Origin of the sequence: Streptomyces beijiangensis, from assembly GCF_017315755.1 — a bacterium.
GTDB classification, from domain to species: domain Bacteria; phylum Actinomycetota; class Actinomycetes; order Streptomycetales; family Streptomycetaceae; genus Streptomyces; species Streptomyces beijiangensis.
In genome coordinates, this window is the sequence record NZ_JAFLRJ010000395.1 from 1 (window position 1) to 23,354 (window position 23,354).

26 protein-coding genes and 1 pseudogene are annotated in these 23,354 nt (G+C 69.9%); 13 read left to right on the forward strand and 14 right to left on the reverse strand.

All coding sequences use genetic code 11. The annotated features are described in order from the left end of the window. Nucleotides 1–18 precede the first annotated feature (18 nt). Nucleotides 19–1,146 (reverse strand): tRNA dihydrouridine synthase DusB, encoded by a 1,128-nt coding sequence (gene dusB, locus J0695_RS32300; RefSeq protein ID WP_206968149.1) that lies wholly within the window; start codon nt 1,144–1,146, stop codon nt 19–21. A 52-nt stretch (nt 1,147–1,198) separates the two neighbouring features. Between dusB and J0695_RS32305 the strand changes: the two genes are divergently transcribed. After that, entirely contained in the window at nt 1,199–2,668 is a 1,470-nt protein-coding gene (locus J0695_RS32305) for an MFS transporter (RefSeq protein ID WP_206968151.1), read from the forward strand. On the opposite strand, the gene J0695_RS32310 is transcribed toward J0695_RS32305, so the two are convergent. After that, a complete protein-coding gene (locus J0695_RS32310; RefSeq protein WP_206968153.1) occupies nt 2,665–3,519 on the reverse strand; it encodes a helix-turn-helix transcriptional regulator in 855 nt (284 codons plus the stop codon). The two genes, J0695_RS32305 and J0695_RS32310, sit on opposite strands and share 4 nt — an antisense overlap. Before the next feature lie 101 nt (nt 3,520–3,620). On the opposite strand from J0695_RS32310, the gene J0695_RS32315 reads away from it, so the two are divergent. Next, entirely contained in the window at nt 3,621–5,069 is a 1,449-nt protein-coding gene (locus J0695_RS32315; RefSeq protein ID WP_307798836.1) for an MFS transporter, read from the forward strand. A 75-nt stretch (nt 5,070–5,144) separates the two neighbouring features. On the opposite strand, the gene J0695_RS32320 is transcribed toward J0695_RS32315, so the two are convergent. Continuing rightward, entirely contained in the window at nt 5,145–5,360 is a 216-nt protein-coding gene (locus tag J0695_RS32320; protein ID WP_206968155.1) for a DUF6243 family protein, read from the reverse strand. Nucleotides 5,361–5,518: 158 nt separating this feature from the next. On the opposite strand from J0695_RS32320, the gene J0695_RS32325 reads away from it, so the two are divergent. Continuing rightward, nucleotides 5,519–6,526, forward strand: coding sequence for an aldo/keto reductase (locus J0695_RS32325; protein ID WP_206968157.1), 1,008 nt, complete (start codon nt 5,519–5,521; stop codon nt 6,524–6,526). A gap of 51 nt (nt 6,527–6,577) precedes the next feature. Next, nucleotides 6,578–7,165 (forward strand): TetR/AcrR family transcriptional regulator, encoded by a 588-nt coding sequence (locus J0695_RS32330; protein WP_206968159.1) that lies wholly within the window; start codon nt 6,578–6,580, stop codon nt 7,163–7,165. A gap of 2 nt (nt 7,166–7,167) precedes the next feature. On the opposite strand, the gene J0695_RS32335 is transcribed toward J0695_RS32330, so the two are convergent. The 4 genes from J0695_RS32335 to J0695_RS32350 form a co-directional block, all read right to left on the reverse strand. After that, complete coding sequence (locus J0695_RS32335; RefSeq protein WP_206968161.1) at nt 7,168–7,404, reverse strand: hypothetical protein; 237 nt, start codon at nt 7,402–7,404, stop codon at nt 7,168–7,170. A 62-nt stretch (nt 7,405–7,466) separates the two neighbouring features. Beyond that, entirely contained in the window at nt 7,467–8,273 is an 807-nt protein-coding gene (locus J0695_RS32340) for a DUF4097 family beta strand repeat-containing protein (protein ID WP_206968163.1), read from the reverse strand. Then, nucleotides 8,270–8,920, reverse strand: a complete 651-nt coding sequence (locus J0695_RS32345) for a response regulator transcription factor (RefSeq protein ID WP_206968165.1) — start codon at nt 8,918–8,920, stop codon at nt 8,270–8,272. The genes J0695_RS32340 and J0695_RS32345 overlap by 4 nt, the downstream gene beginning before the upstream one ends. After that, complete coding sequence (locus J0695_RS32350) at nt 8,908–10,140, reverse strand: sensor histidine kinase (RefSeq protein ID WP_206968167.1); 1,233 nt, start codon at nt 10,138–10,140, stop codon at nt 8,908–8,910. The genes J0695_RS32345 and J0695_RS32350 overlap by 13 nt, the downstream gene beginning before the upstream one ends. Nucleotides 10,141–10,316: 176 nt before the next feature. Here J0695_RS32350 and J0695_RS32355 point away from each other — a divergent pair, with 176 nt between their 5' ends. Further along, complete coding sequence (locus J0695_RS32355) at nt 10,317–10,706, forward strand: hypothetical protein (protein ID WP_206968169.1); 390 nt, start codon at nt 10,317–10,319, stop codon at nt 10,704–10,706. 9 nt (nt 10,707–10,715) lie between these two features. On the opposite strand, the gene def is transcribed toward J0695_RS32355, so the two are convergent. Then, entirely contained in the window at nt 10,716–11,381 is a 666-nt protein-coding gene (gene def / locus J0695_RS32360; protein WP_206968171.1) for a peptide deformylase, read from the reverse strand. A gap of 80 nt (nt 11,382–11,461) precedes the next feature. Between def and J0695_RS32365 the strand changes: the two genes are divergently transcribed. Continuing rightward, entirely contained in the window at nt 11,462–12,046 is a 585-nt protein-coding gene (locus J0695_RS32365) for a winged helix-turn-helix domain-containing protein (protein ID WP_206968209.1), read from the forward strand. On the opposite strand, the gene J0695_RS44365 is transcribed toward J0695_RS32365, so the two are convergent. Further along, a complete protein-coding gene (locus J0695_RS44365) occupies nt 12,022–12,504 on the reverse strand; it encodes a GNAT family N-acetyltransferase (RefSeq protein WP_307798837.1) in 483 nt (160 codons plus the stop codon). The genes J0695_RS32365 and J0695_RS44365 overlap by 25 nt on opposite strands. 15 nt (nt 12,505–12,519) lie before the next feature. Further along, nucleotides 12,520–13,107 (reverse strand): annotated as a pseudogene (locus J0695_RS32370) (GNAT family N-acetyltransferase); the annotation flags it as partial. 114 nt (nt 13,108–13,221) lie between these two features. Between J0695_RS32370 and J0695_RS32375 the strand changes: the two are divergent. Both J0695_RS32375 and J0695_RS32380 read left to right on the forward strand, forming a co-directional pair. Further along, nucleotides 13,222–13,800 (forward strand): winged helix-turn-helix domain-containing protein, encoded by a 579-nt coding sequence (locus J0695_RS32375; RefSeq protein WP_206968173.1) that lies wholly within the window; start codon nt 13,222–13,224, stop codon nt 13,798–13,800. Between the two features lie 74 nt (nt 13,801–13,874). Beyond that, nucleotides 13,875–15,194, forward strand: a complete 1,320-nt coding sequence (locus tag J0695_RS32380; RefSeq protein ID WP_206968175.1) for an MFS transporter — start codon at nt 13,875–13,877, stop codon at nt 15,192–15,194. Between the two features lie 93 nt (nt 15,195–15,287). Here the strand turns inward: J0695_RS32380 and J0695_RS32385 are convergent, their stop codons facing one another. Next, the gene (locus J0695_RS32385; protein WP_206968177.1) at nt 15,288–16,670 is read right to left on the reverse strand and encodes a glycine--tRNA ligase; all 1,383 of its coding nucleotides are present in this window, start codon (nt 16,668–16,670) and stop codon (nt 15,288–15,290) included. Nucleotides 16,671–16,827: 157 nt separating this feature from the next. Between J0695_RS32385 and J0695_RS32390 the strand changes: the two genes are divergently transcribed. The 4 genes from J0695_RS32390 to J0695_RS32405 are packed head-to-tail and all read left to right on the forward strand — an operon-like array spanning nt 16,828 to nt 19,988. After that, a complete protein-coding gene (locus tag J0695_RS32390) occupies nt 16,828–17,796 on the forward strand; it encodes a metal ABC transporter substrate-binding protein (protein ID WP_206968179.1) in 969 nt (322 codons plus the stop codon). Nucleotides 17,797–17,846: 50 nt separating this feature from the next. Further along, nucleotides 17,847–18,614: a metal ABC transporter ATP-binding protein gene (locus J0695_RS32395; RefSeq protein ID WP_206968181.1), complete on the forward strand. Its 768-nt coding sequence runs from the start codon at nt 17,847–17,849 to the stop codon at nt 18,612–18,614. Continuing rightward, on the forward strand, nt 18,611–19,510 hold the full coding sequence (locus tag J0695_RS32400; RefSeq protein ID WP_206968183.1) for a metal ABC transporter permease: 900 nt from the start codon (nt 18,611–18,613) through the stop codon (nt 19,508–19,510). Before J0695_RS32395 ends, J0695_RS32400 begins: the two co-directional genes overlap by 4 nt. A gap of 13 nt (nt 19,511–19,523) precedes the next feature. Further along, the gene (locus J0695_RS32405; RefSeq protein WP_372445853.1) at nt 19,524–19,988 is read left to right on the forward strand and encodes a Fur family transcriptional regulator; all 465 of its coding nucleotides are present in this window, start codon (nt 19,524–19,526) and stop codon (nt 19,986–19,988) included. Between the two features lie 70 nt (nt 19,989–20,058). Here J0695_RS32405 and J0695_RS32410 read toward each other — a convergent pair whose 3' ends face one another. From J0695_RS32410 to J0695_RS32420, 3 genes are all read right to left on the reverse strand, one after another. Beyond that, nucleotides 20,059–20,901, reverse strand: a complete 843-nt coding sequence (locus J0695_RS32410; protein WP_206968186.1) for an isoprenyl transferase — start codon at nt 20,899–20,901, stop codon at nt 20,059–20,061. A gap of 15 nt (nt 20,902–20,916) precedes the next feature. Then, the gene (recO, locus tag J0695_RS32415; RefSeq protein ID WP_206968188.1) at nt 20,917–21,666 is read right to left on the reverse strand and encodes a DNA repair protein RecO; all 750 of its coding nucleotides are present in this window, start codon (nt 21,664–21,666) and stop codon (nt 20,917–20,919) included. Nucleotides 21,667–21,742: 76 nt separating this feature from the next. Further along, nucleotides 21,743–22,657, reverse strand: coding sequence for an aldo/keto reductase (locus J0695_RS32420; protein WP_206968190.1), 915 nt, complete (start codon nt 22,655–22,657; stop codon nt 21,743–21,745). An 84-nt stretch (nt 22,658–22,741) separates the two neighbouring features. Here J0695_RS32420 and J0695_RS32425 point away from each other — a divergent pair, with 84 nt between their 5' ends. Further along, a complete protein-coding gene (locus J0695_RS32425) occupies nt 22,742–23,353 on the forward strand; it encodes a TetR/AcrR family transcriptional regulator (RefSeq protein ID WP_206968192.1) in 612 nt (203 codons plus the stop codon). The last annotated feature ends 1 nt before the right edge of the window (nt 23,354 follow it).

Genomic DNA, 23,354 nt, shown 5'->3' on the forward strand with positions numbered 1-23,354 from the left:
CCCCAACGCAGACCCCCGCTACCCCCCAGACGTGTCGAGCTCCGCCTCCGCGCTCACACCCGAGCAGTCGTACGGGTCCTTGAGCCACCCGTCCGGCAGCACCACCCGGTTGTTGCCCGACGTCCGACCCCGAGGACCGTCGGCCCCCGCGGGCCAAGCCTGATCAAGATCGAGCTCGCTCAGGTGAGCATCCATCTCGGCCAGCGAAGACGTCACCGCCAGCCGCTTCCGCATCTCGCTGCCGACCGCGAATCCCTTCAAGTACCAGGCCACGTGCTTACGGAAGTCGATGACGCCTCGCGTCTCGTCCCCGATCCACTCCCCCAGCAGCTCAGCATGGCGCCGCATGATCACGGAGACCTCTCGCAGCGTCGGAGTGGCGCGGGCCTCCGTCCCCTCGAACGCGGCCACCAGATCCCCGAACAGCCACGGCCGCCCCAGGCATCCGCGCCCCACGACGACCCCGTCGCACCCGGTCTCCCGCACCATCCGCAGCGCGTCGTCGGCGGACCAGATGTCCCCGTTCCCCAGCACCGGAATCTCGGGCACATGCTCCTTGAGCCGCGCGATCGCGTCCCAGTCCGCGGTGCCCCCGTAGTGCTGGGCCGCGGTCCGTCCGTGCAGCGCGATGGCGGTGATGCCTTCGTCGACGGCGATCCGGCCCGCGTCCAGATAGGTCATGTGGTCGTCGTCGATGCCCTTGCGCATCTTCATCGTGACCGGCAGATCACCCGCGTTGCCGACTGCCTCGTTGAGGATCGCCCGCAGCAGCGGCCGCTTGTACGGAAGCGCGGACCCGCCGCCCTTCCTGGTGACCTTCGGGACCGGGCACCCGAAGTTCAGGTCGATGTGATCGGCGAGATCCTCGTCCACGATCATCCGTACGGCTTTGCCGACCGTGACCGGATCCACTCCGTACAGCTGGATCGACCGAGGCCTCTCCGTCTCGTCGAAATGGATCAGATGCATGGTCTTCTCGTTGCGTTCGACCAGCGCCCTTGTCGTGATCATCTCACTGACGAACAGGCCCTTCCCGCCGCTGAATTCGCGGCAGAGGGTACGGAACGGCGCATTGGTGATGCCCGCCATGGGGGCAAGCACGACGGGCGGCTGCACACGGTGCGGGCCGATGTTGAGCGTGGTCATTCCCCCATTGTCGCGTACGCGAGCAGTCATTAGTTAGCCGTACTATCTACGCATGCCCGAGCTCAGCCACCGTCGACGCATGCTGGTCCTTGCCATCTGCTGCATGAGCCTGCTGATCGTCAGCATCGACAACACCGTCCTCAACGTCGCGCTCCCGTCCATGCAGAAGGAGCTCAACGCGACCCTCGCGGGGATGCAGTGGACGATCGACGCATACACCCTGGTCCTGGCCTCGCTCCTGATGCTCGCGGGCTCCACGGCCGACCGCATCGGCCGCCGCAAGGTCTTCAAGGCCGGGCTCGTCGTCTTCACCGTCGGATCGCTGCTGTGCTCCATCGCTCCCAACCTCGAATCCCTGGTCGCCTTCCGCATGGTCCAGGCGGTCGGCGGCTCGATGCTCAACCCGGTCGCGATGTCGATCATCACCAACACCTTCACCGAACCCCGTGAGCGCGCCCGTGCCATCGGCGTCTGGGGCGGTGTGGTCGGCATCTCGATGGCCGCGGGCCCCCTGATCGGCGGCCTCCTCGTCGACTCGGTCGGCTGGCGCTCGATCTTCTGGGTCAACCTCCCCGTCGGGCTCGCCGCGCTCCTCCTCACCTGGCGCTACATCCCCGAATCCCGCGCCCCCAAGGCCCGGCGCCCCGACCCGGTCGGCCAGCTGCTGATCATCGCTCTGCTCGGTTCGCTCACGTACGCGATCATCGAGGCGCCCAGCGCGGGCTGGACCTCCCCGGTGATCCTGTCCTTCGCGGCCATCGCCGCCGCCGCACTCATCGGCCTGCTCCTGTACGAACCCAGGCGGACCGAACCCCTCATCGACCTCCGATTCTTCCGCAGCGCGCCGTTCAGCGGTGCCACGGTCATCGCGATCTGCGCCTTCGCCGCGCTCGGCGGCTTCCTCTTCCTCAACACGCTCTATCTGCAGGACGTCCGGGGCCTCTCCGCCCTCCACGCCGGTCTCTACATGCTCCCGATGGCCGCCATGACCCTGTTCTGCGCACCGCTCTCGGGACGTCTGGTCGGCACCTACGGCCCACGGATCCCGCTGCTCGTCGCGGGGATCGCGATGGCGGCGAGCGGTCTGCTGTTCGCGGCCTTCGGGGCGGAGACCTCGACCCCGCTGCTCTTCACCGGGTACGTCCTCTTCGGCCTCGGCTTCGGCATGGTGAATGCCCCCATCACCAACACCGCCGTCTCCGGAATGCCCCGTACTCAGGCGGGCGTCGCGTCCGCCGTCGCCTCCACCAGCCGGCAGTTCGGGCAGACCCTGGGCGTCGCGGTGATCGGCGCGGTGCTGGCCTCGGGCGTCAGCCGCTCCTCGTACGCGGAGAGCTTCAACGGGGCGAGCCGCCCGGCCTGGTGGATCATCACCGGCTGTGGTGTCGCCGTGCTGTTCGTGGGGCTGCTGACCAGCGGACGGTGGGCCCGCGCATCGGCCCGTCGGACGGCGGAGCGCCTGGAGGCGCCCGAAGCGTTCCCCAAGCTCTCAACTCCGTTCGAGCAGGGGAGACCCCGTTAGGCCGCGACGGGTGCCAACGCGTAGAGCTGCTCCAGCCGTTCGCGGGAGTCGGCGTCGATCGGCACACAGGCGACCAGGCGCGGCCCTGCCGAGGGGCCCAGCCAGAGGTTGGTGTGCTCCAGGTGCAGCAGACCGACATGCGGATTGCGTATGAACTTCACCCGGCTGCCCTGATCGACGACCTCGTGCCTCGCCCACACACTTCGGAACGCCGGCGAGTCCGTCTCCAGCCGCTTGAGCAGCGCCTTCCAGGCGGGCTCTGCGAGGTGGTCGGCCATGGAGGCGCGGAACTTGGCCGCCATCGTGCGGTTGACCTCGTCTATGTCGACGGCCGACGCCCGCCAGTCCTCGTTGCAGAAGGACAGCCAGAGGCAGTTGCGGTCCGCCGGGCTCAGTGCGTCCAGATCGCAGAACAGACGGCCGTAGGTGCGGTTGTAGGCCAGGATGTCGTAGCGGCTGTTCATGACGCAGGCGGGAACGGGGTCCAGCTGCTCCAGCATGGTCCGCAGGCCCGCTGTGATGCTGGGGCATTCGGCGTTCGGCGCGGGATCGCTCGCCCCTGCGAGCGAGAAGAGATGTGTGCGCTCGCTGGAGTCGAGGAGCAGGGCACGGGCTATGGCGTCCAGGACCTGCGGCGACACCTGTATCTCCCGGGCCTGTTCCAGCCAGGTGTACCAAGTGACCCCGACCGCCGCGAGCTGCGCGACCTCCTCGCGGCGCAGCCCCGGCGTACGGCGGCGGGCGCCGCGTGGCAGACCCACCTGCTCGGGGGTGATGCGCTCACGGCGGCTCCGCAGAAAAGCCGCCAGCTCGTGCCTGCGTACATCGGACTCCGGCGCCGTCGTGGTCATGCATCCAGAGTGCCGCACCGCGCAGCCCGTTGCCAGGTACTGCTACTACCAGGATAAAGAGACTCTGGTACCAGGCTGAGTGCCGGAGCATTCTCGATGTCGTGAGTACTGCATCGGCAACTGCCCCGTCCACCGCTACTCCTACCGTCCCACGCCTCGACCACCCCGCCCCGGTGCTCGGCACGCTCGGCCTCTTCACCGTGCTGCTCGGTGCGGCCCTTCCCCTGATCGACTTCTTCATCGTCAATGTCGCGCTGCCCACCATCGCGGACGACCTGGCCGCGAGCACCGCGATGCTGGAGCTGGTGGTCGCGGGTTACGGCGTCGCGTACGCGGTCCTGCTCGTCCTGGGAGGACGGCTCGGCGACACGGTCGGCCGGCGGCGGCTCTTCATGATCGGCATGGCGGCCTTCGGCCTCACCTCGCTGGCCTGCGGTCTCGCCCCCAGCGCCTGGGCCCTGGTCGGGGCACGGGTGGCACAGGGCGGAGCCGCCGCGCTGATGATGCCGCAGGTGCTCGCCACGGTCCAGGCCACCACGACCGGCCCCCGCAGGGCACGGGCGATGAGCCTGTTCGGCGCGACGGCCGGACTCTCGATGGTCGCCGGGCAGATCCTCGGCGGCGTGCTGGTCGCGGCGGACATAGCCGGATCCGGCTGGCGGGCGATCTTCCTGGTCAATGTCCCGGTGGCGATCGTCGGCCTCGTCCTGGCGGCCAGGGCGGTCCCCGAGACCCGTTCGCAGAAGCCCGCTCCCGTCGACGTACCGGGAACGCTGCTCCTGGCGCTGTCGCTGGTGTCCCTGCTCGCCCCGCTGACCGAAGGCCGCGCGACCGGCTGGCCCCTGTGGACCTGGGTGTCGCTGGCCTTGTTCCCCTTCGCCGCGACGGCCTTCTTCCTGACCGAGCGGGCGGCCGACCGGCGCGGTGAGGTGCCCCTGGTGCCGCCGAGCCTGCTGCGGCTGCACTCGCTGCGCAGCGGTCTGGCGCTGGTATTGCCCTTCTCGATCGGTTTCGGCGGCTTCATGTTCGTGATCGCGGTCGCCCTGCAGCAGGGGCTGCGGATGGGGCCGGTCACTGCCGGGCTCGCACTGGTGCCGCTGGCCCTGACCTTCTTCGCCGCCTCGCTCGCGGGACCACGCCTGGTCGGCAGGTACGGCAGCCGGGTGGTCACGGCGGGCGGGCTGATCCAGGCCGTGGGTGTGACGACGCTCGCGGCGGTCGTGTGGTGGGGCTGGGACGGTCTCGGCATCGCGGGCCTGGCGCCCGGAATAGCGCTGGCCGGATTCGGCCAGGGTCTCCAGCTCCCCGTCCTGATGCGGATCGTGCTCTCGGACGTGCCGGCCGAGCGGGCGGGCGTGGGCAGCGGCGTCATGACGACCACCCAGCAGTCCGCGCTGGCGCTGGGGGTGGCAACGCTGGGCAGCCTGTTCCTGACGCTGATCTCTTCGGTGGGGATGCGGGAAGCACTGACGATCACGCTGCTCGTCCAGCTCGCGACGATCGCGGTCACGGCGCTGCTGAGCCTCCGGCTGCCGCGCACGATCGGCTGACCGACCAACGGCTGTGGGCCCGGACCGCCGATGCGGTCCGGGCCCACAGCCCTGCTCTGTACTGCTCCAGGACGATCAGCCCTGCTGCTCCGTGCTTTCGGTGTCCTCCGCGGCCTCGGCGTCGACCTCGGTGCCGCCCGCGCGCTCGCGCATCTTGCGCGCCAGCTCCTGCTTGGCGTCCGCGGCGGTCCTGCGGTCGTTGGCGCTCACGCCGGCCTGGCCCTGCGAACTCGACTGGGACATCTTCGTGCGCTGTCCGCCCACGCCGAGAAGGTTGTTCTTCTTTGCCATGCAGGTCACAGTACCGGGCACCCCAGACGGCGGAGCACCATTTCCAGGTCACCGGCACATGACAGCTGACAGATATTGATATCTGTCAGCTGTCATGCCATAGTTGCTGTCAGGCAGCCTCACACCCCCCTCACTGCCTCAGAACTGAGGAGACCTTCATGACCGCCTCCCGCACCCTCGGCTCCACCGGCCCCCGGGTCTCGGCCCTCGGCCTCGGCTGCATGGGCATGTCCGCGCTGTACGGTGAGACCGACCGCGCCGAGTCGATCGCCACGATCCACGCCGCCCTCGACGCGGGCATCACCCTCCTGGACACCGGCGACTTCTACGGCATGGGTCACAACGAACTGCTGATCAACGAGGCCCTGCGCACCGCACCGGCCGCCCGCCGCGAACAGGCCCTCACCAGCGTCAAGTTCGGCGCCCTGCGCACCGTCGAAGGCGGCTTCAGCGGATACGACGGCCGGCCGAACGCGGTGAAGAACTTCGCGGCGTACTCCCTCCAGCGCCTGGGCACCGACCACATCGACATCTACCGGATCGCCCGCGTCGACCCGGACGTCCCGATCGAGGAGACCGTGGGCGCCATCGCCGAACTGGTCGAGGCCGGCCATGTCCGCCACATCGGCCTCTCCGAGGTCGGCGCCGACACCATCCGCCGGGCCGCCGCCACCGCCCCCATCGCGGATCTGCAGATCGAGTACTCCCTGATCTCGCGCTCCATCGAGGCCGAGATCCTGCCGACCCTGCGCGAGCTCGGCATCGGCGTCACGGCATACGGAGTGCTCTCCCGCGGCCTGATCAGCGGCCACTTCACCCGTGACCGCGAGCTCGCACCGGGCGACTTCCGCGGGATGAGCCCTCGCTTCCAGGGCGAGAACCTCCAGCACAACCTCGACCTGGTCGACGCCCTGCGCAAGATCGCCGAGCAGAAGGGCGTATCCGTCGCCCAGATCGCCATCGCCTGGGTCGCCTCCCGCGGCGAGGACATCGTTCCGCTGGTCGGCGCCCGCCGCCGCGACCGTCTGACCGAGGCCCTCGGCGCGCTCGAAGTCACCCTCACCGCCGACGACCTCGCGGCCATCGAGCTCGCTGTCCCCGTGGGCTCAGCGGCGGGCGACCGCTACCCGACGAACCAGATGGCCCACCTCGACAGCGAGCGCTGAGCTGCCGGTACGGTCGGAGAAGACCCACCCCTGAGAGACGGTGCACCCGCCATGACGCCCGAAGCCCTGACTCCCGAGCGCATCCTCGAAGCGACCGAGGAGGTGCTGCGCCGCCACGGCCCGGCCAAAGCGACCGTCGTTGACGTGGCACGGGTGCTCGGGGTGAGCCACGGAAGCGTGTACCGCCACTTCCGCACCAAGGCCGCCCTGCGCGAAGCCGTCACCGAGCGCTGGCTCGGGCGCACCGAGGCGGCCCTCGCGAAGATCACCGCTGATGCCGGCGAGCCCGCCCCGACCAAGCTGGAGCACTGGCTGACCGAGCTGTTCGAGGCCAAGCGGCACAAGGCGGGCGACGACCCCGAACTGTTCGCCACGTACACCGTGCTCCTTGGCGAGAGCAGCGGAGTGGTCGAGCGGCATCTGACGGAACTGGTCGGCCAGGTGCGGCAGATCATCGAACAGGGCTCCCGCGACGGGGTGTTCACCGTTGGCGACCCGGAGGCCGCCGCCCAGGCGGTCTTCTCCGCCACGGCCCGGTTCCATGACCCGGGGTACGCGCCGGACTGGCGGCGGCCCACCATCGAGGCGGAGTTCAGCGCGGTGTCGGGGCTCCTGATGCGCGGGCTGCGGGCGCCGTGACGTCACCGCCCGCCGGGGCCCGAGGCCGCGCCCGTACCCGCACCGGGGTCGACCGTCGCCTGGTGGGCGTCGGCCAGATGTTCCTCCGCCTTGAGCCACGGGAGGAACTGCGTGGCCTTGCGCCAGCCGCAGGTATCGCAGGTCAGCGCCCGCTGCATGCCCGACTTCTGGACATGTACGACGTGTTCCCGTCCGTGCTGGTCCCATCTGCTCACCTTGCTGGTGGTCATGGACGGCATGGCTGCCCCTCTGGCTCGGAGGCGGCCCAGTCTGCCGTACGCCCGAGATCACCAGCAGGCGGTCACCGACCCGGGTAGCCGATCCGTACCGTCCCGGAGCCCGACGACGCATCGATCACCAGGTCCGAGGCGGGTTCGGTGAGGGCGCTGTCGATCTCGCGGCTGCCCGATCCGGTGGAGCCCTGGACCCGGTAGCGGGAGCCAGGGGGGACGGTCGCGGCGAATTCGCCGGCGCCCACCGAGCCCGTCAACTCCCTCGGCGGAGCCGCGAAGTCCAGCGACACCTGCCCCGATCCGGCCCGGGCATCCACCGTCGGCGATCCCAGCGCCACACCCTTGACGGAGCCCGACCCCACCTTCGCCTTCACCGGCCCCCGCACCCCGTACAACTGCACGGACCCCGAGGTGGAGCGCACATCGAGTGGACCGGCGAGACCGCTGACCCGCACCGGACCCGAGCTGTTCACCACCTTCACGGAGATGCCTGCGGGCACGGCCAGTTCGAGTTTGATCTCGCAGCCCAGGCTGGTCAGGGCGAGTACGCCGTCGCAGGCGGTGGACACCTTGAGGGTGTCGCCGTCCCAGCTCCGGTGGACAACGGGCCTGCGTAGGGACCAGCTGAGCTCCTGGTGGATCTTCACCGCGTTGTCCGTCCCGGCGCTCACCGACACGTCGGAGCTCCCGCCGTCCACCTCCACCGCCCGCACACGGTGCTGTTCGGTGGTCTCGGTGGAGGTGTACGAATGGCTCTGGCGGGCGAGTTGCGCCCAGGCCTCGGCCCCCACCGGCGCCACGATGAACAGCGCGCTCAGCACGGCGACGGTGATCCAGGGACCGCGGAAGCGGCGCCGGGTCGTGTCGTCGCTCATGCGGCGCCGTCGAGGAAGCGCAGCACCGCGAGGACCCGCCGGTGGTCGGCGTCCGCCTGCCCCAGATCCAGCTTGGCGAAGATGTTGTTGATGTGTTTGGCGACGGCGCTCTCGCTGACCACCAGCTCCTTGGCGACCCCGGCGTTGGACCGCCCCTCGGCCATCAGCGCCAGCACCTCCCGCTCGCGCGGGGTGAGCCGCCCCAGCGGGTCGGGCCCGCCGCGCCGCAGCAGCAGCTGCGCGACGACCTGCGGGTCGAGCGCGGTACCGCCGCCCGCCACGCGCCGTACGGCGTCGATGAACTCCTCGACATCGGCGACCCGTTGCTTGAGCAGATAGCCGAAGCCGCCCGCCTGGGAGGTGAGCAGATCGGCGGCATACCGTTCCTCGACGTACTGCGAGAGCAGCAGCACGGCGGTGTCCGGCCACTGCTGCCGGATCATCAGCGCCGCCCGTACGCCCTCGTCGGTGAAGCCGGGCGGCATCCGTACGTCCACCAGCGCCAGCTTCGGGCGGTGCTCATCGACCGCCGCCAGCAGCCCTTCCGCGTCGCCCACTTCGGCGGCGACTTCGAACCCCGCCATCTCCAGGACCTTGACGAGACCGATCCTCAGCAGCACCGAGTCCTCGGCGATCACAGCCCGCACGGCAGCTCCACAGTGATGACAGTCGGTCCCCCGCGGGGACTGTTGATCCGGATCGTTCCGTCGACCGACCCTACGCGTTTGGCGAGCCCGGCCAGCCCGGTCCCGCGCGAGGCGTCCGCGCCCCCCGCCCCGTCGTCGGTGACGGTGACCCGCAGCAGGTCACCGACCCTCTTCAGCTGTACGGAGACACGGGCCGCCCTGGCGTGCTTGGCGACGTTGGCGAGGGTCTCCGACACCACGAAGTACGCCACCGCCTCCACGGTCGGCGAGGGCCGCACCGCGATGTCGACACTCAGCTCCACGGGCAGGGGCGCCCGGGCCGCGATCCCCGAGAGCGCCGCATCGAGCCCGCGGTCCTCCAGGACGGCCGGATGCAGCCCCCGTACGAGGTTGTTCAGCTCCTCGATGGCCTCCTTGGCCTCGCGGTGGGCCTCGTCGATGACCGCCCTCGCCTCCGGCGGCAGATCGGTGAGCGTGGCCCGCGCGATCCCCAGGTTCATGGCCAGGGACACCAGCCGCTGCTGCGCCCCGTCGTGCAAGTCCCGCTCGATGCGCCGCCGTTCGAGGTCGGCCGCATCCACGACCCCTGCCCGGCTCTCGGCCAGGTCCTCCACGCGCTGTTCGAGTTCCTTGGCCCGGTTGGGCCCCAGGAGCGCTGCCGCGGCGTTCGCGTCGAGCCGGGCGACCGCCGCGGCCAGCCAGGGGGTGGCGAAAAGAAGGAGCATCCCGCCGAAGGTGAACCCGACGTACCCGATGGTCCACCCCTTCGACTGTGCGTCCGGCGCCAGCGCCCACGCCCAGGAGAAGATCAGCGCGCAGGCGACCCCCGCGGTCCAGGCGCAGACGACCAACGCCCCTGCGAGGGCGGCGAGCGGCGCGACGACAAGGTGGTAGCCGTACTGCCGCCAGGTGCTCTCCGCGCGCAGCCACTGCATCAGACCGCGCCCGGTGTACCAGGGGGTGCGGAGCGGGGCGCGCGGCACATCGAGGTCGAGCAGCGACCAGAAGCGGCTGCGCTGCAGCACGGTCAGCAGCCCGCTGAACGCGAGCAACGTGGCCAGCGCGCCGGGGATATGGCCGGCGGAGCGCACCATCATCAGGTACGCGAAACCGGCGGGCAGCGCGAGCGGCACCCCGGCGACGGCGAAGGCGGTGTTGCGCCACGCCCAGGCCGACCACGGAGCGTGCCCGACGGCCCAGGTGAGGAAGCGCTTCGGCATGCACACACCGTAGTTGGCCAGCTCAGACCGTGCCATCACCCTGGTGCCCGCTTCGGGGGTATAGCTGGTGCCACCCCAAGTCGGACAGCAGCGTTACTGACGGTGAACGGCGGAGAAGGAAGTGTTGATCGTGAACCCGGAAGCCGGGTCCGCGACCTCGAAAGGCAGCCCACACCATGGCCGTCACCGCACTCAACGCCCCATATCCCGCACGGCAGTTGACGGGTCACCTGCTCACCGGCGCGGGGCTGGCCCTGCTTCCCTGGATGGGGTACATGGCGGCCACGATGCCGCCCTCCAAGGCTGCTGCCTGGATAGCTCTCGACGCACTGGAAGCCACCTGCCTCGTCCTCGCGGGCACCCGCCTGGCCCGGGGCGGCGGCCACCACACCGCTGCCGCAGGAGCCGCCGCGCTCCTCCTGGTCGACGCCACGACCGACCTGCTGACCGCGGCCCCGGGTGCGGAACTGGCGCTCGCGGTGGCGATGGCGGTGGCCGCGGAGATCCCGCTGGCGGCGCGCTGTGCCGTACTGGCGAGGCAGCCGCGCACCAGCGCCCAGCGTTAGCACCCAGTGCTAGGCCCGGCGCTGGCGCCCCAACTCCGCGGCACGGTCCGTACGCAGGGCGAAGACCTCATCGCGGCGGTCCGCCATCTGCCGCAGCGCCTCCTTGCGGTCCCGCCGGGAGAGCCGGTCGATGTACACCTGCCCGAGGAGGTGGTCGGTCTCGTGCTGCAGGCACCGGGCGAAGTACCCGGTCCCCTCGATGACGAGCGGCGCCCCGCGCTGGTCGACACCGCGCACCACGGTGCGGTCCACGCGCGGTACGTCCATCGTGGCGCCGGGCACCGAGAGGCACCCCTCGCCCTCGTCGACCAGCCGGCGCTCTCCCGGATCCGTCGGGTCGACGACCGGATTGAGGATGTGCCCCACGTGCCGTACGCCGTCCTCGTCGAGGCAGTCGTACACGAACAGCCGCAGATCGACGTCGACTTGATTGGCGGCGAGACCGGCGCCGTCGGCGATGTGCATGGTGAGGACCATGTCGTCGATGAGCGAGGCCAGCTCTGGGGTGCCGAACTCGGTGGCCTCTCGGCACGGCCGGTGCAGGATCTCCTCGCCGACGACGGTGATCCGCCGCACGGATCCGCGTTCGGCCTCGGGGGGCAGCAGCGGATACGAGTCGACGAGCTCCCCCTGGACCCGGACGGTCAGCCCCTGTCGTACGGACGCTTCGGACATCGCGGCCACCACCTCTCCCCTTGCCAACTCCTTTGCAAAGTAGCACTCTTTGCAAGGTGACTGAAGACAGAGTGGGCACGATGCCCGAACACGCGGTACGCAGCGCCCTGTTGGAGCTCATCGCCGAAGCGGGCACCCTCACCTCGACGGAGGCGGCGGGCAGGCTGGGTCACAGCTCCGGCCTCTGCTCGTTCCATCTGCGCCAGCTCGCGCGGTACGGACTGATCGAGGAGGTCCCCCGCACCGGCGGCCGGGCCAAGCCCTGGCGGCTGCGCCGGCCGGAATCCCCTGCCGGGCCCCGCTCCGGCGAGTCCGGCTCCAGCTCCGACTCCAGCTCCAGCGAGTCCGGCTCCGGCGAGTTCGGCGAACTGGCCCGCGGCCTGGAGGACGAGAGCTACCAGAACTGGCTGGCCCACCGGGACAGCGCCCCGCCCGCGTGGCAGCAGGACGAGGCGTTCAGCTCCGTCACCTACCTGACGCCCACCGAGATGGCCGCGGTCGCCGAGGAGGTACGCCGCACCCTCGCCCCGTACCGGAACCGCGAACAGCACCCGGCCACGCGCCCCGCCACGGCTCTCCCGGTGGCGCTCATCGCCCGGCTCTTCCCCCTGCTGCCCGCACCCGGGGCGCCGGATCAGGCTCAGCCCGCGTCCGACGCCACCTGATACACCTGCAGCCCGATCCGCTGCGCATGGCGCTCGTACACGGCCTGCGCCCGGAAGTTGTCGTTCCCCGTGAGCCACCGCACGGCGGCCCACCCCCGCTCGGCGGCGATCCGCCGCACCTCGCGGATGAGCGCGTCGGCCGCGCCTTCCCCGCGATGCGCCGGGTCGACGAAGAGGTCGTCCAGGAAGCAGCCGATCGCGCCGCGTGTGGTCCAGTTCCAGGGCCGGTAGTGCGCCAGCCCGATGGGGCGGCCGTCCTCGTCGCGCGCCACGAGACAGTACGAGGCGACCTCGGGGTCCTGGATCCATGCCCACACCCGGTCGACGTGCGCGCTGTCGGCCTCGACGTCGTAGAACGCGCAGTACTGCTCGAAGAGCGGCCGCCACAGCGCATAGTCGTCCGCCCGCACGGCGGTGACGCGAACACCCTCACCGCGCACCGGCGCACCGCCCCGCACGCCCTCGACCCGCTCGACCCGCTCGACGAGCCGCTGCTTGGCGACGGCCCACTCCCCGCTCAGCATCGAGAAGTACACGCTGTCGCGCCAGCTCCCGTCAGGCCGCTGCCGCTCACGCCGGTGCACCCCCTCGCGCTGTGCGCCGAGGGCGGCGATGGCGCGCTGCGAACGGACGTTGAGGCAGTCGGTCTTCCACTGGACCCGCCCCATCCCGAGCTCCTCGAAGGCATGGGTGAGCAGCAGCAGCTTGGCCTCGGCATTGACCGGGGTGCCCCACCAGGCACGCCCGTACCAGGTCCACCCGATCTCGATGCGCTCGCCCTCGGCGGACGGTTCCAGATACGTGGTCCATCCGACGGCCCGCCCACTGCTGATCTCCACGACGGCGAAGGGGATGACGATCCGGGACGCGGGCTCGATCAGCCACTCCACGAGGCCACGCACCTCGCTCTCGGTCCGAGGCGTCGGAACGGGCAGCCAGCGCCAGACCTCCTCGTCCCCGCCACCTGCGGCGAAGAGGTCGGGGACGTGCGCGAGGGTCAGGGGCTCAAGGCGGATGTGCTGCCCCTGGAGCACAACGGGGCCGGGGATCTTGGCTGTCATGACCCGATCGTAGAATCCTTTTGCACTGTTCACAAAACAGGATTGCACTAGTACAATTACCCCGGCCCTTGACGGTCGCGGCGATATCACCCCGGGCCCCGGTAGCCTGCGGGCATGCCCAGTGAGAAGCCCGTACGGACCATCGACGCCCGCAGCCTGCGCGCCCTGGCGCACCCCCTGCGGGTGCGGATGCTGGACTCCCTGCGACTGGACGGGCCCGCCACCTCCTCCAGGCTGGCCGAGGAGTTCGGCGAGAACACCGGCACCGTCAGCTGGCATCTGCGCAACCTCGCCGAGCACGGGTTCATCGAGGAGGACGTGGACCGGGGCACCAAACGGGAGCGGTGGTGGCGGGCCGTCGAGGGCACGCATGTGCTGCACACCTCGGAGATGCGCAAGGACCCGGAGGCCCGCGGGGCGGTCGATGTGTATCTGCAGGAGCTGGTGCGGGAGTCGCACCAGAAGGTGGTCGCCTACATCTCCCACGACTGGTCCGCCGAGTGGGAACAGGCCGGACTGCTCGGGAACTGGGACGACCTGCGACTGACGCCGACCCAACTCAAGGCACTGAATGCCGAGTTGATGTCCGTCATCTTGAAGCACTATCCGCCGGAGGACGCCGAGCCCGCACCCGGGAGCCTGCCGGTCAGCGTGCAGCTCCAGTCGTTCCCGCGACAGGAAGGACGGGCCTGAGCCTCCCGCGAGAAGATGCAGAGAGTTCTCTGCAACCCCTATGCAGAGAGTCCTCTGCAAGGTAGCTTCATGGCATGACGACATCGGACGCCCCCGTGCGCACCACCCCGCACAACCGTGACCGCCGCCGCAGTCTGCTCCTCCGCAACCGCGACTTCCGCTCGCTGTGGACCGGCACGGCCACCGGTAAGTACGGTGCCTCGGTCACCTCCGTCGCCCTCCCCCTCGTCGCCGTCACCATGCTCCACGCCTCCACCCTCCAGGTGGGTCTGCTCACCGGCGCCACCTGGCTGCCGTGGCTGCTCATCGGGCTCCCGGCCGGCGCCTGGGTGGACCGCCTCGCACGCCGGTCGGTGATGCTCGTCGCCGACGCGGCCTGCCTCGCCCTCTACGCCTCGATCCCCCTCGCCGCCTGGCTCGGTCTGCTTTCCATCGGATATCTGCTGGTCACAGCGGTGCTGATCGGTACGGCGACCGTCTTCTTCCAGACCGCGTACACCGCGCTCCTCCCCCTCCTCCTCGCCCCCGAGGACCAGGCGGAGGGCAACTCCAAGCTGCACGGCAGCGAGTCCGCCGCCCAGCTCGCCGGGTACGGATCGGGGGGCTTCCTCGTCCAGGCCATGGGCGCCGCCAACGGGCTCTTCATCAACGCCGCCACCTTCGCCGTCTCCTTCACCTGCGTGCTCCGCATCCGCCACCGCGAGCCCGCCAAGCCCTCCGTCGTACGGCCCCGCGGCGCCCTCCTCGGCGAGATCCGCGAAGGGCTGCGGCTGACCTTCGGCGACAGCTATCTGCGCACCCTGGCGGTCAACGGCAGCGCCGCCAACCTGGCGCTGATCGCCTACCAGTCGATCCTGGTCGTCTTCCTGGTCCGCGAGGTCCACCTCACCCCGGGCACCATCGGCGCCCTGATGACCACCAGCGGCATCGGCGGCATCGCCGGCGCCTTCGCCGCCCGCCGGCTCGCCGCCCGTATCGGCACCGCCCGCGCGCTTCTCGTCTTCGAGATGATCCCCTCGCTGGCCCTGCTGATCCCGCTGACCGAGAAGGGCGCCGCTCTGATCCTCTTCGTGATCGGCTACACCGCGGTGTCGTTCGGGGTCGTCGCGGGCAACGTCATCTCCTCGACCTTCCGCCAGCAGTACTGCCCCGCCGACGTGCTCGGCCGCACCTCGGCCTCCGCCTCCTTCCTCAACTACGGCACCATCCCGCTCGGCGCCTTCCTCGGCGGCCTGCTCGGCGAGACCCTCGGCACCCGCCCCGCGCTGTGGATCGCCATCGCCGCACTCCCGGCCGCGTCGAGCCTGCTCTTCTTCTCGCCGATCCGCCGCCACCGCGACCTGCCGACCCGCCCGGCCACCGCCGCCGCCCGTACGCCGGAGCCCGCCGTCTGACTCCGCCGTCCGACCCCTGGGCAGCACTGAGCCCCCGGTCCCAACTCCTGGGACCGGGGGCTCAGTTGCGTACGTACAGAAGAACCGGGAGAGCTAGCAGCCCAGCAGTCGGCTGCCCAGGTACGTCTGGATCTGGTCCAGCGAGACACGCTCCTGCTTCATCGTGTCACGCTCGCGCACGGTGACCGCGTTGTCGTCCAGGGTGTCGAAGTCGACCGTCACGCAGAACGGCGTGCCGATCTCGTCCTGGCGGCGGTAGCGGCGGCCGATGGCGCCCGCGTCGTCGAACTCGATGTTCCAGTTCTGGCGGAGGTCGGCCGCGAGGCCCTTGGCCTTCGGCGAGAGCTGCGGGTTGCGCGACAGCGGCAGGACCGCGACCTTGACCGGCGCCAGGCGGTGGTCGAAGCGCATCACGGTGCGCTTCTCCATGACGCCCTTGGCGTTGGGGGCCTCGTCCTCGTTGTACGCGTCCAGCATGAAGGCCAGCATCGAGCGGCCGACACCGGCTGCCGGCTCGATGACGTACGGCGTGTAGCGCTCGCCCTTCTCCTGGTCGAAGTAGGAGAGGTCGGTGCCGGACGCCTTGGAGTGCGCGGTGAGGTCGAAGTCCGTGCGGTTGGCGACCCCTTCCAGCTCGCCCCACTCGCTGCCGCCGAAGCGGAAGCGGTACTCGATGTCCGCGGTGCGCTTGGAGTAGTGGGAGAGCTTCTCCGCCGGGTGCTCGTACCAGCGCATGTTCTCTTCACGCATGCCCAGGCCGCGGTACCAGTTCCAGCGCTGCTCCATCCAGTACTCCTGCCACTGCTCGTCCTCGCCCGGCTTGACGAAGAACTCCATCTCCATCTGCTCGAACTCGCGCGTGCGGAAGATGAAGTTGCCCGGAGTGATCTCGTTACGGAAGGACTTGCCCATCTGCGCGATGCCGAACGGCGGCTTCTTGCGCGAGGACTGCTGCACCTGGCCGAAGTTGGTGAAGATGCCCTGCGCCGTCTCGGGGCGCAGGTACGCGACCGAGCCGCTGTCCTGGGTCGGGCCGAGGTGGGTGGAGAGCAGACCCGAGAAGTTCTTCGGCTCGGTGAAGGTGCCCTTGTTGCCGCAGTGCGGGCAGTTGATGTCCGCGAGGCCGTTCGCGGGGGCGTGGCCGTGCTTCTCCTCGTAGCCCTCCTCGAGGTGGTCGGCGCGGAAACGCTTGTGGCAGGAGGTGCATTCGGTCAGCGGGTCCGAGAAGGTCGCGACATGGCCGGAGGCCTCCCAGACCTCGGGGGCCAGGATGACGGACGAGTCGAGACCGACCACGTCCTCGCGCGCGGTGACCATGTAACGCCACCACTGACGCTTCAGGTTTTCCTTCAGCTCGACACCCAGCGGACCGTAGTCCCAGGCAGCCCTCTGGCCACCGTAAATCTCACTGCACTGGTAGACGAAGCCACGGCGCTTGCTCAGGCTGACGATGGTGTCGATCTTGTCGGCGGCCACGGTGCTCTCTTCATTACGACGATGGCGAACGGCGGAATGCTTCAGGTTACCGGCGGGCGCACCCCCTGGATCAAATCGGTATCGGGTTCTGCGGCGGACGAGAGCCCGCGACCCTCCTTGTTGACAATCGTTTCCACTTTAGTTGAAAATGAGTGTCATGAACGTAAGCCGCCGCCTCATACCGGCAACCGCCACAGCCGCAGCCGTTTCCCTCGGTCTCGTGGCCCTCTCCGCCTGCTCGGGATCCTCCTCGGCCTCGGACAAGGCCGACGGAAAGCTGCACGTGGTGGCGTCCTTCTACCCCATGCAGTTCCTGGCCCAGGAGATCGGCGGCGGCAACGTCTCGGTCACCAACCTCACCAAGCCGGGCGTCGAGCCGCACGACCTGGAGCTCTCCCCCCGGCAGACCGCCTCGCTCTCCCAGGCGGACGCGATCGTCTACCTCAAGGGCCTGCAGCCCGCCGTCGACGAGGCCATCGCCCAGTCCGGCGTGAAGCACACGGTGGACGCGGCCTCGCTGACCTCCCTGGAGGACCACGGCACCGAGGTCGACGGCCACGACCACTCCACGAGCGACAACCACTCGCACTCCGAGGGCGAGGCGGGCGCCGACCCGCACATCTGGCTGGACCCGGTGAAGTACGCGGAGGTCGCCAAGGGTGTGAACAAGACGCTCGCCGCGGCCGACCCTGCCCACAAGGCGGAGTACCAGAAGAACACCGACGCCCTGGTCAAGGAACTCGGCGCCCTCGACACCAAGTTCGAGACGGGCCTGAAGAACCGCACCTCGGACACCTTCATCACCACCCACGCCGCCTTCGGCTACCTCGCCGAGCGCTACGGCCTCACCGAGGAGGCCATCAGCGGCATCGACCCGGAGACCGAGCCGAGCGCGGCCCGCGTCAAGGAGCTCCACAAGCTCGCCAAGACGCACCACGTCTCCACGGTCTTCTTCGAGACCATCGCCAGCCCGGACACCGCGAAGACCCTCGCGGGCGACCTCGGCGTCACGACCGGAGTCCTGGACCCGCTGGAGGGAATTTCGGACAAGTCCAAGGGCGATGACTACTTCGAGGTCATGGAGTCCAACCTCGCGGCGCTGCAGAAAGCCCTCGGCTCACAGTGACATCCCTCGGGACCACAACCGCCAGAACAGCAACGGAGGCGCGACCCGCGATGGAAACCGAACCCGTAATATCCCTGCGCGCGGTCACGGCCACGCTCGGCTCGCGCCCCGTGCTGCGCGGCATCGATCTCACCGTGCGCCGCGGCGAGGTCGTCGCCCTGCTCGGCGCCAACGGCTCGGGCAAGTCGACGGCCGTCCGCGCCGCGATCGGCCAAGTCCCGCTCACCGGCGGCGAGATCGAACTCTTCGGCACCCCGCGCGCCCGCTTCCGCTCCTGGTCGCGCATCGGTTACGTACCGCAGCGGACCACGGCTGCGGGCGGTGTGCCCGCGACCATCCGCGAGATCGTCGCCTCGGGCCGGCTGTCCCGCGCGAAGCTCGGCATCCTCACCCGGGCCGACCGGGCCGCCATCACCCGCGCCATCGAGACCGTGGGCCTCGGCGACCGGGCGGGCGACTCCGTCAACGCGCTCTCCGGCGGCCAGCACCAGCGTGTGCTGATCGCCCGTGCGCTCGCCTCCGAGCCCGAACTGCTGATCATGGACGAGCCGATGGCGGGCGTCGACCTGGCCAGCCAGGAGATCCTGGCCGAGACCCTGCGCGCGCAAGTGGCGGGCGGCGCGACGGTCCTTCTCGTACTGCACGAGCTGGGCGCCCTGGAGCCGCTGATCGACCGCGCGGTGGTCCTGCGCGACGGCTGCGTCACGCACGACGGCCCACCGCCGCAGTCGCTCGGCCAGCACGCGCTGCCGGGTCACGACCACGTCCACCCCCACACCTCCTCCACCGAGCCGATCCGCACGGGACTGCTGACATGATCACGGAAATGCTTCAGGCGCCCTTCATGCAGCGGGCGCTCATCGCCGCCGTCCTGGTCGGCATCACCGCGCCGGCCATCGGCATCTACCTCGTCCAGCGCCGCCAGGCGCTCATGGGCGACGGCATAGGCCACATCGCCATGACCGGCGTCGGCCTCGGCTTCCTGCTCAACACCAGCCCGGTCTGGATGGCGATGGCGGTCGCGATCGTCGGCGTCGTGGCGATGGAGCTGGTGCGCAGTTACGGAAAGATGCTCGGCGACCTCGCCCTCGCGATGCTCTTCTACGGCGGTATGGCGGGCGGGCTCATGCTGATGAGCCTGTCGGCGACAGGCACCAACGCCAACCTCCTCTCCTACCTCTTCGGGTCCCTCTCCACCGTCTCGAATGCCGACGTCACGGCGATCGTGGTCCTCGCAGCCCTGGTGATCCTGGTGACGGTGGGGCTGCGCCGCCAGCTCTTCGCGGTCAGCCAGGACGAGGAATTCGCCCGGGTCACGGGCCTCCCGGTCCGCGCCCTGAATCTCCTCATCGCGATCACGGCGGCGGTCACGGTCACTGTCGCGATGCGCGTGGTGGGCCTGCTCCTGGTGTCCGCGCTGATGGTGGTCCCGGTGGCGGCGGCCCAGCAGATCTCGAAGTCCTTCGCGGTGACCTTCACACTCGCCGTGGTCATCGGCACGTCGGTGACGCTGGCCGGCACGGTCACCTCGTACTACCAGGACGTCCCGCCGGGTGCCACGATCGTGCTCGGCGCGATCGCCGTGTTCATCGTCCTCACCGCGATCGCCACGCCACTGGCCCGAAGGCGCGCGAGGGCCGTGGAGACCCCGGAGGCGTCGTGCGCGCTGGAGGTCCCTTCCGCCCGCACCCCGGGGGACTCGGTCAAGGCCTGACCGAGCTGGCACAATGGCCGGACAGTCATGCGGGCTGACGGACGCCAAGGAGGCACCTGTGAACGCGGGAGCACCAGTACGAGGCCGGTCGACCCGGCAGCGCACCGCGGTGGCGGCTGCACTCGACGAGGTGGACGAGTTCCGCAGCGCGCAGGAGCTGCACGACATGCTCAAGCACAAGGGCGACTCGGTGGGCCTGACGACGGTCTACCGCACGCTCCAGTCCCTCGCCGACGCCGGCGACGTGGACGTGCTGCGCACGAGCGACGGCGAGTCGGTCTACCGCCGCTGCTCCACGGGCGACCACCACCACCACCTGGTCTGCCGCGTCTGCGGCAAGGCGGTGGAGGTGGAGGGCCCGGCCGTGGAGAAGTGGGCGGAGACGATCGCCGCGCAGCACGGGTACGTCAACGTGGCGCACACGGTGGAGATCTTCGGCACGTGCGCGGACTGCGCGAGCTCTTTGGCGGAGGACTAGCCCCGCCCCGGACGGGCTTGATTTTCAAGCCCGTCCGGCGCTTGAGGACGACGCGGCCGAGGGTCGCGTGTCAGCGGGGATCGTTGGCCTTGCTCAGCGCTTCGAGCTGCTCATTGGGGATCGCCCCGCCGAACCGCCGGTCCCTGGACGCGTACTCCAGGCACGCACGCCACAGGTCGCGCCGGTCGAAGTCCGGCCACAGCACGTCCTGGAAGACCATCTCCGCGTAACTGCTCTGCCAGAGCAGGTAGTTGGAGGTGCGCTGCTCGCCGCTCGGCCGCAGGAAGAGGTCGACGTCCGGCATATCCGGGTAGTACAGATACTTCGCGAAGGTCTTCTCGTTCACCTTCGCCGGGTCCAGCTTCCCGGACGCCACATCCCGCGCCAGCGCCTGCGCCGCGTCCGCGATCTCGGCGCGGCCGCCGTAGTTCACGCAGAAGTACAAGGTCATCGCGTCGTTGTCGACGGTCTGCTCCTGCGCGACCTGGAGCTCCTGGACGACCGACTTCCACATCTTCGGCATACGCCCGACCCACCGGATCCGGATGCCCAGCTCGTCCATCTCGTCCCGCCGGCGCCGGATGACGTCCCGGTTGAAGTTCATCAGGAAGCGCACCTCGTCGGGCGAGCGCTTCCAGTTCTCGGTCGAGAAGGCGTACAGGGAGAGGTTCTTGACGCCCATCTCGATGCATCCCTTGAGGACGTCGAGCACCACGCCCTCGCCGACCTTGTGCCCCTCGGTGCGCGGCAGCCCGCGCTCCTTGGCCCAGCGCCCGTTGCCGTCCATGACGCACGCCACATGCTTCGGGACCAGCTCGCCGGGGATCTTCGGCGGAACGGCACCCGAGGGGTGCGGCTCAGGGACCTTGTATTCGCGCTGTGAGCGTCCACCCAGGATTCCGCGTCGTGCCATGTTCGAACTACTCCCTCAGTTCTTCTCTACGTAACGCAGCGAGCGCAGCCCGCGCTCCAAGTGCCAGTGCAGATAAGCCGATACGAGCCCACTGCCCTCCCGCACGTGCCGCGCCTCCGCCGCCTCGGCGCCCGCCCAGTCCCCCGTGAGCAGCGCACTCAGCAGCCCGACGGCCTCCGCAGAGGGTACGACGCTCCCGGGTACCCGGCAGTCGCCGCATATCACTCCGCCCGCAGCGACCGAGAAGAACCGGTTCGGTCCTGGCAGCCCGCACTTGGCGCAGTCCTCGAAGCTCGGGGCGTACCCGTTCACGGCGAGCGAGCGCAGCAGAAAGGCGTCCAGGATCAGATGCGGCGCATGCTCCCCGCGTGCGAGCGTCCGCAGCCCGCCGACCAGCAGCAGATACTGCTGCACCGCGGGCTCGCCCTCATGCTCGGTGAAGCGCTCGGCGGTCTCCAGCATGGCGGTCCCCGCGGTGTAACGGGCGTAGTCCGTCACGATCCCGCCACCGTACGGAGCGATGATCTCACTCTGTGTACACAACGGGAGCCCGCGCCCCACCAGTTCACTGCCGCGCGAGAAGTACTGCACGTCGACATGGGAGAACGGCTCGAGCCGCGCCCCGAATTTCGACTTCGTCCGCCGCACCCCCCGGGCCACGGCGCGCACCCGCCCGTGCCCGCGGGTCAGAAGCGTGATGATGCGGTCGGCCTCACCGAGCTTCTGGGTCCGCAGCACAACGCCGTCGTCCCGGAACAGACTCATGGCCCCATTGTCGCCCAGTGCGCGACCTCTCCAGCCGACTGGGTCGAAATGCGGGGTTTGCGCCCCACCGCGGTGATCAGCCGAGCGAGATCTCCGCCGAGCGCGAAGGGACCGCGTCGAGCGTCGCGAGCGTGGCGTCGTCGATCGCGATCGAGCCCGCGGCGATGTTCGCCTCCAGGTGACCGGCGTCGCCGGTGCCGGGGATCAGGAGCACGTTCGGGGCGTGATGGAGCAGCCAGGCGAGCCCGATCTGCGAGGGGGAGCTGCCGAGCGACTCCGCCGCGGCGAGCACGGCAGGTTCCTCGGTCACCTTCGGGATGCCCGGGAACGCGCTGCCGAGCGGGAAGTACGGCACCCAGGCGATCCCCTCCGCGAGGCAGAGCCGGAGCAACTCCTCGTCGTCGCGCGCCACGAGGCTGTAGGCGTTCTGTACGCAGACGATGCCCGCCGGGAGCGCCCGGCGCAGGCCGTCGAGCGTCACGCTGCTCAGACCGATCGCACCGATCTTGCCCTCGTCGCGCATCGCCGTCATCACCGCGAGCTGGTCGTCGATGTCGACCACCTGGTCACCCTCGGCCCTGAGCCCGGGACCGGCGTCCAGGCGGCGCAGGTTCACGACCGGGACCTGGTCGACATCGAGGCTCATGAGGTTGTCCTCGACGCTCGCCCTGAGCTCCTCGGGCCGCTGCGCCGGGCGGAGCCGGATCCTGCCGCCCGGGTTGGGGTCGGCGCCGACCTTGCTGACGACGAGGACGCCGTCCTCGGGGCGGAACGCCTCGCGGATGAGCCCGTTGACGAAACCGTCGCCGTAGAACTGGGCCGTGTCGACGTGGTCGACGCCGAGCTCGGCCGCGCGGCGCAGAAGCGCGAGGGCGGCACTGCGGTCGTCGTGCAGCCGCTCGAGCTGCATCGCCCCGTACCCGACGCGGGAGACGGTACGACCGGCCAGCGGGCCGACCCCTCCAGGACGCGGAGTGTTGCTGGATGTCATGGAAATCCTGCCCTCGTGAGACGATAAGGAAAGCGGAGGACCCTCCGTTAATTCGACTGTAGCACTACCGGAGGTTCCTCCGTTTTGAGCCCGTCCGAATCGACGCACCCCGAACCGACGCCCACCGGCGCCGACCGCCCGGTCCGCGCCGATGCCCGGCGCAACCGCGAGAAGCTCGTCACCGTCGCGCGCACCGCCTTCGCCGCCGCGGACGACACCGTCCCGCTGGAGACCATCGCCCGCGAGGCGGGGGTCGGCATCGGCACGCTCTACCGCCACTTCCCCACCCGCGAGGCACTCGTCGAGGCCGTCTACGCGGCAGAACTCGACGACGTCGCCACGAGCCCTCCGACCCTGCTCGACCAGTTCCCGCCGGAAGTCGCGCTCCGCGCGTGGATGGACCGCTACGCCGCGTTCGTCGCGGCGAAGCGAGGCATGATCGACACGCTCCGCACCGGCTGGGCGTCGGGGCGGATCGCGACTTCGACGACACGCGAGCGCATCACCGCCGCTATCGCGGCGATCCTCACGGAGGGAGCGCGGACGGGTTCACTGCGGGCTGACGTCGACCCCGACGACGTCACCACGATGCTCCTGGGGGTCTTCCTGGCCACCCCGGCCGGCATCACCCCGGAGGAGACCGGCCGACTGCTCGACCTCATCGTCGACGCGCTGCGCCCGAAGGACGCCGCCTGAC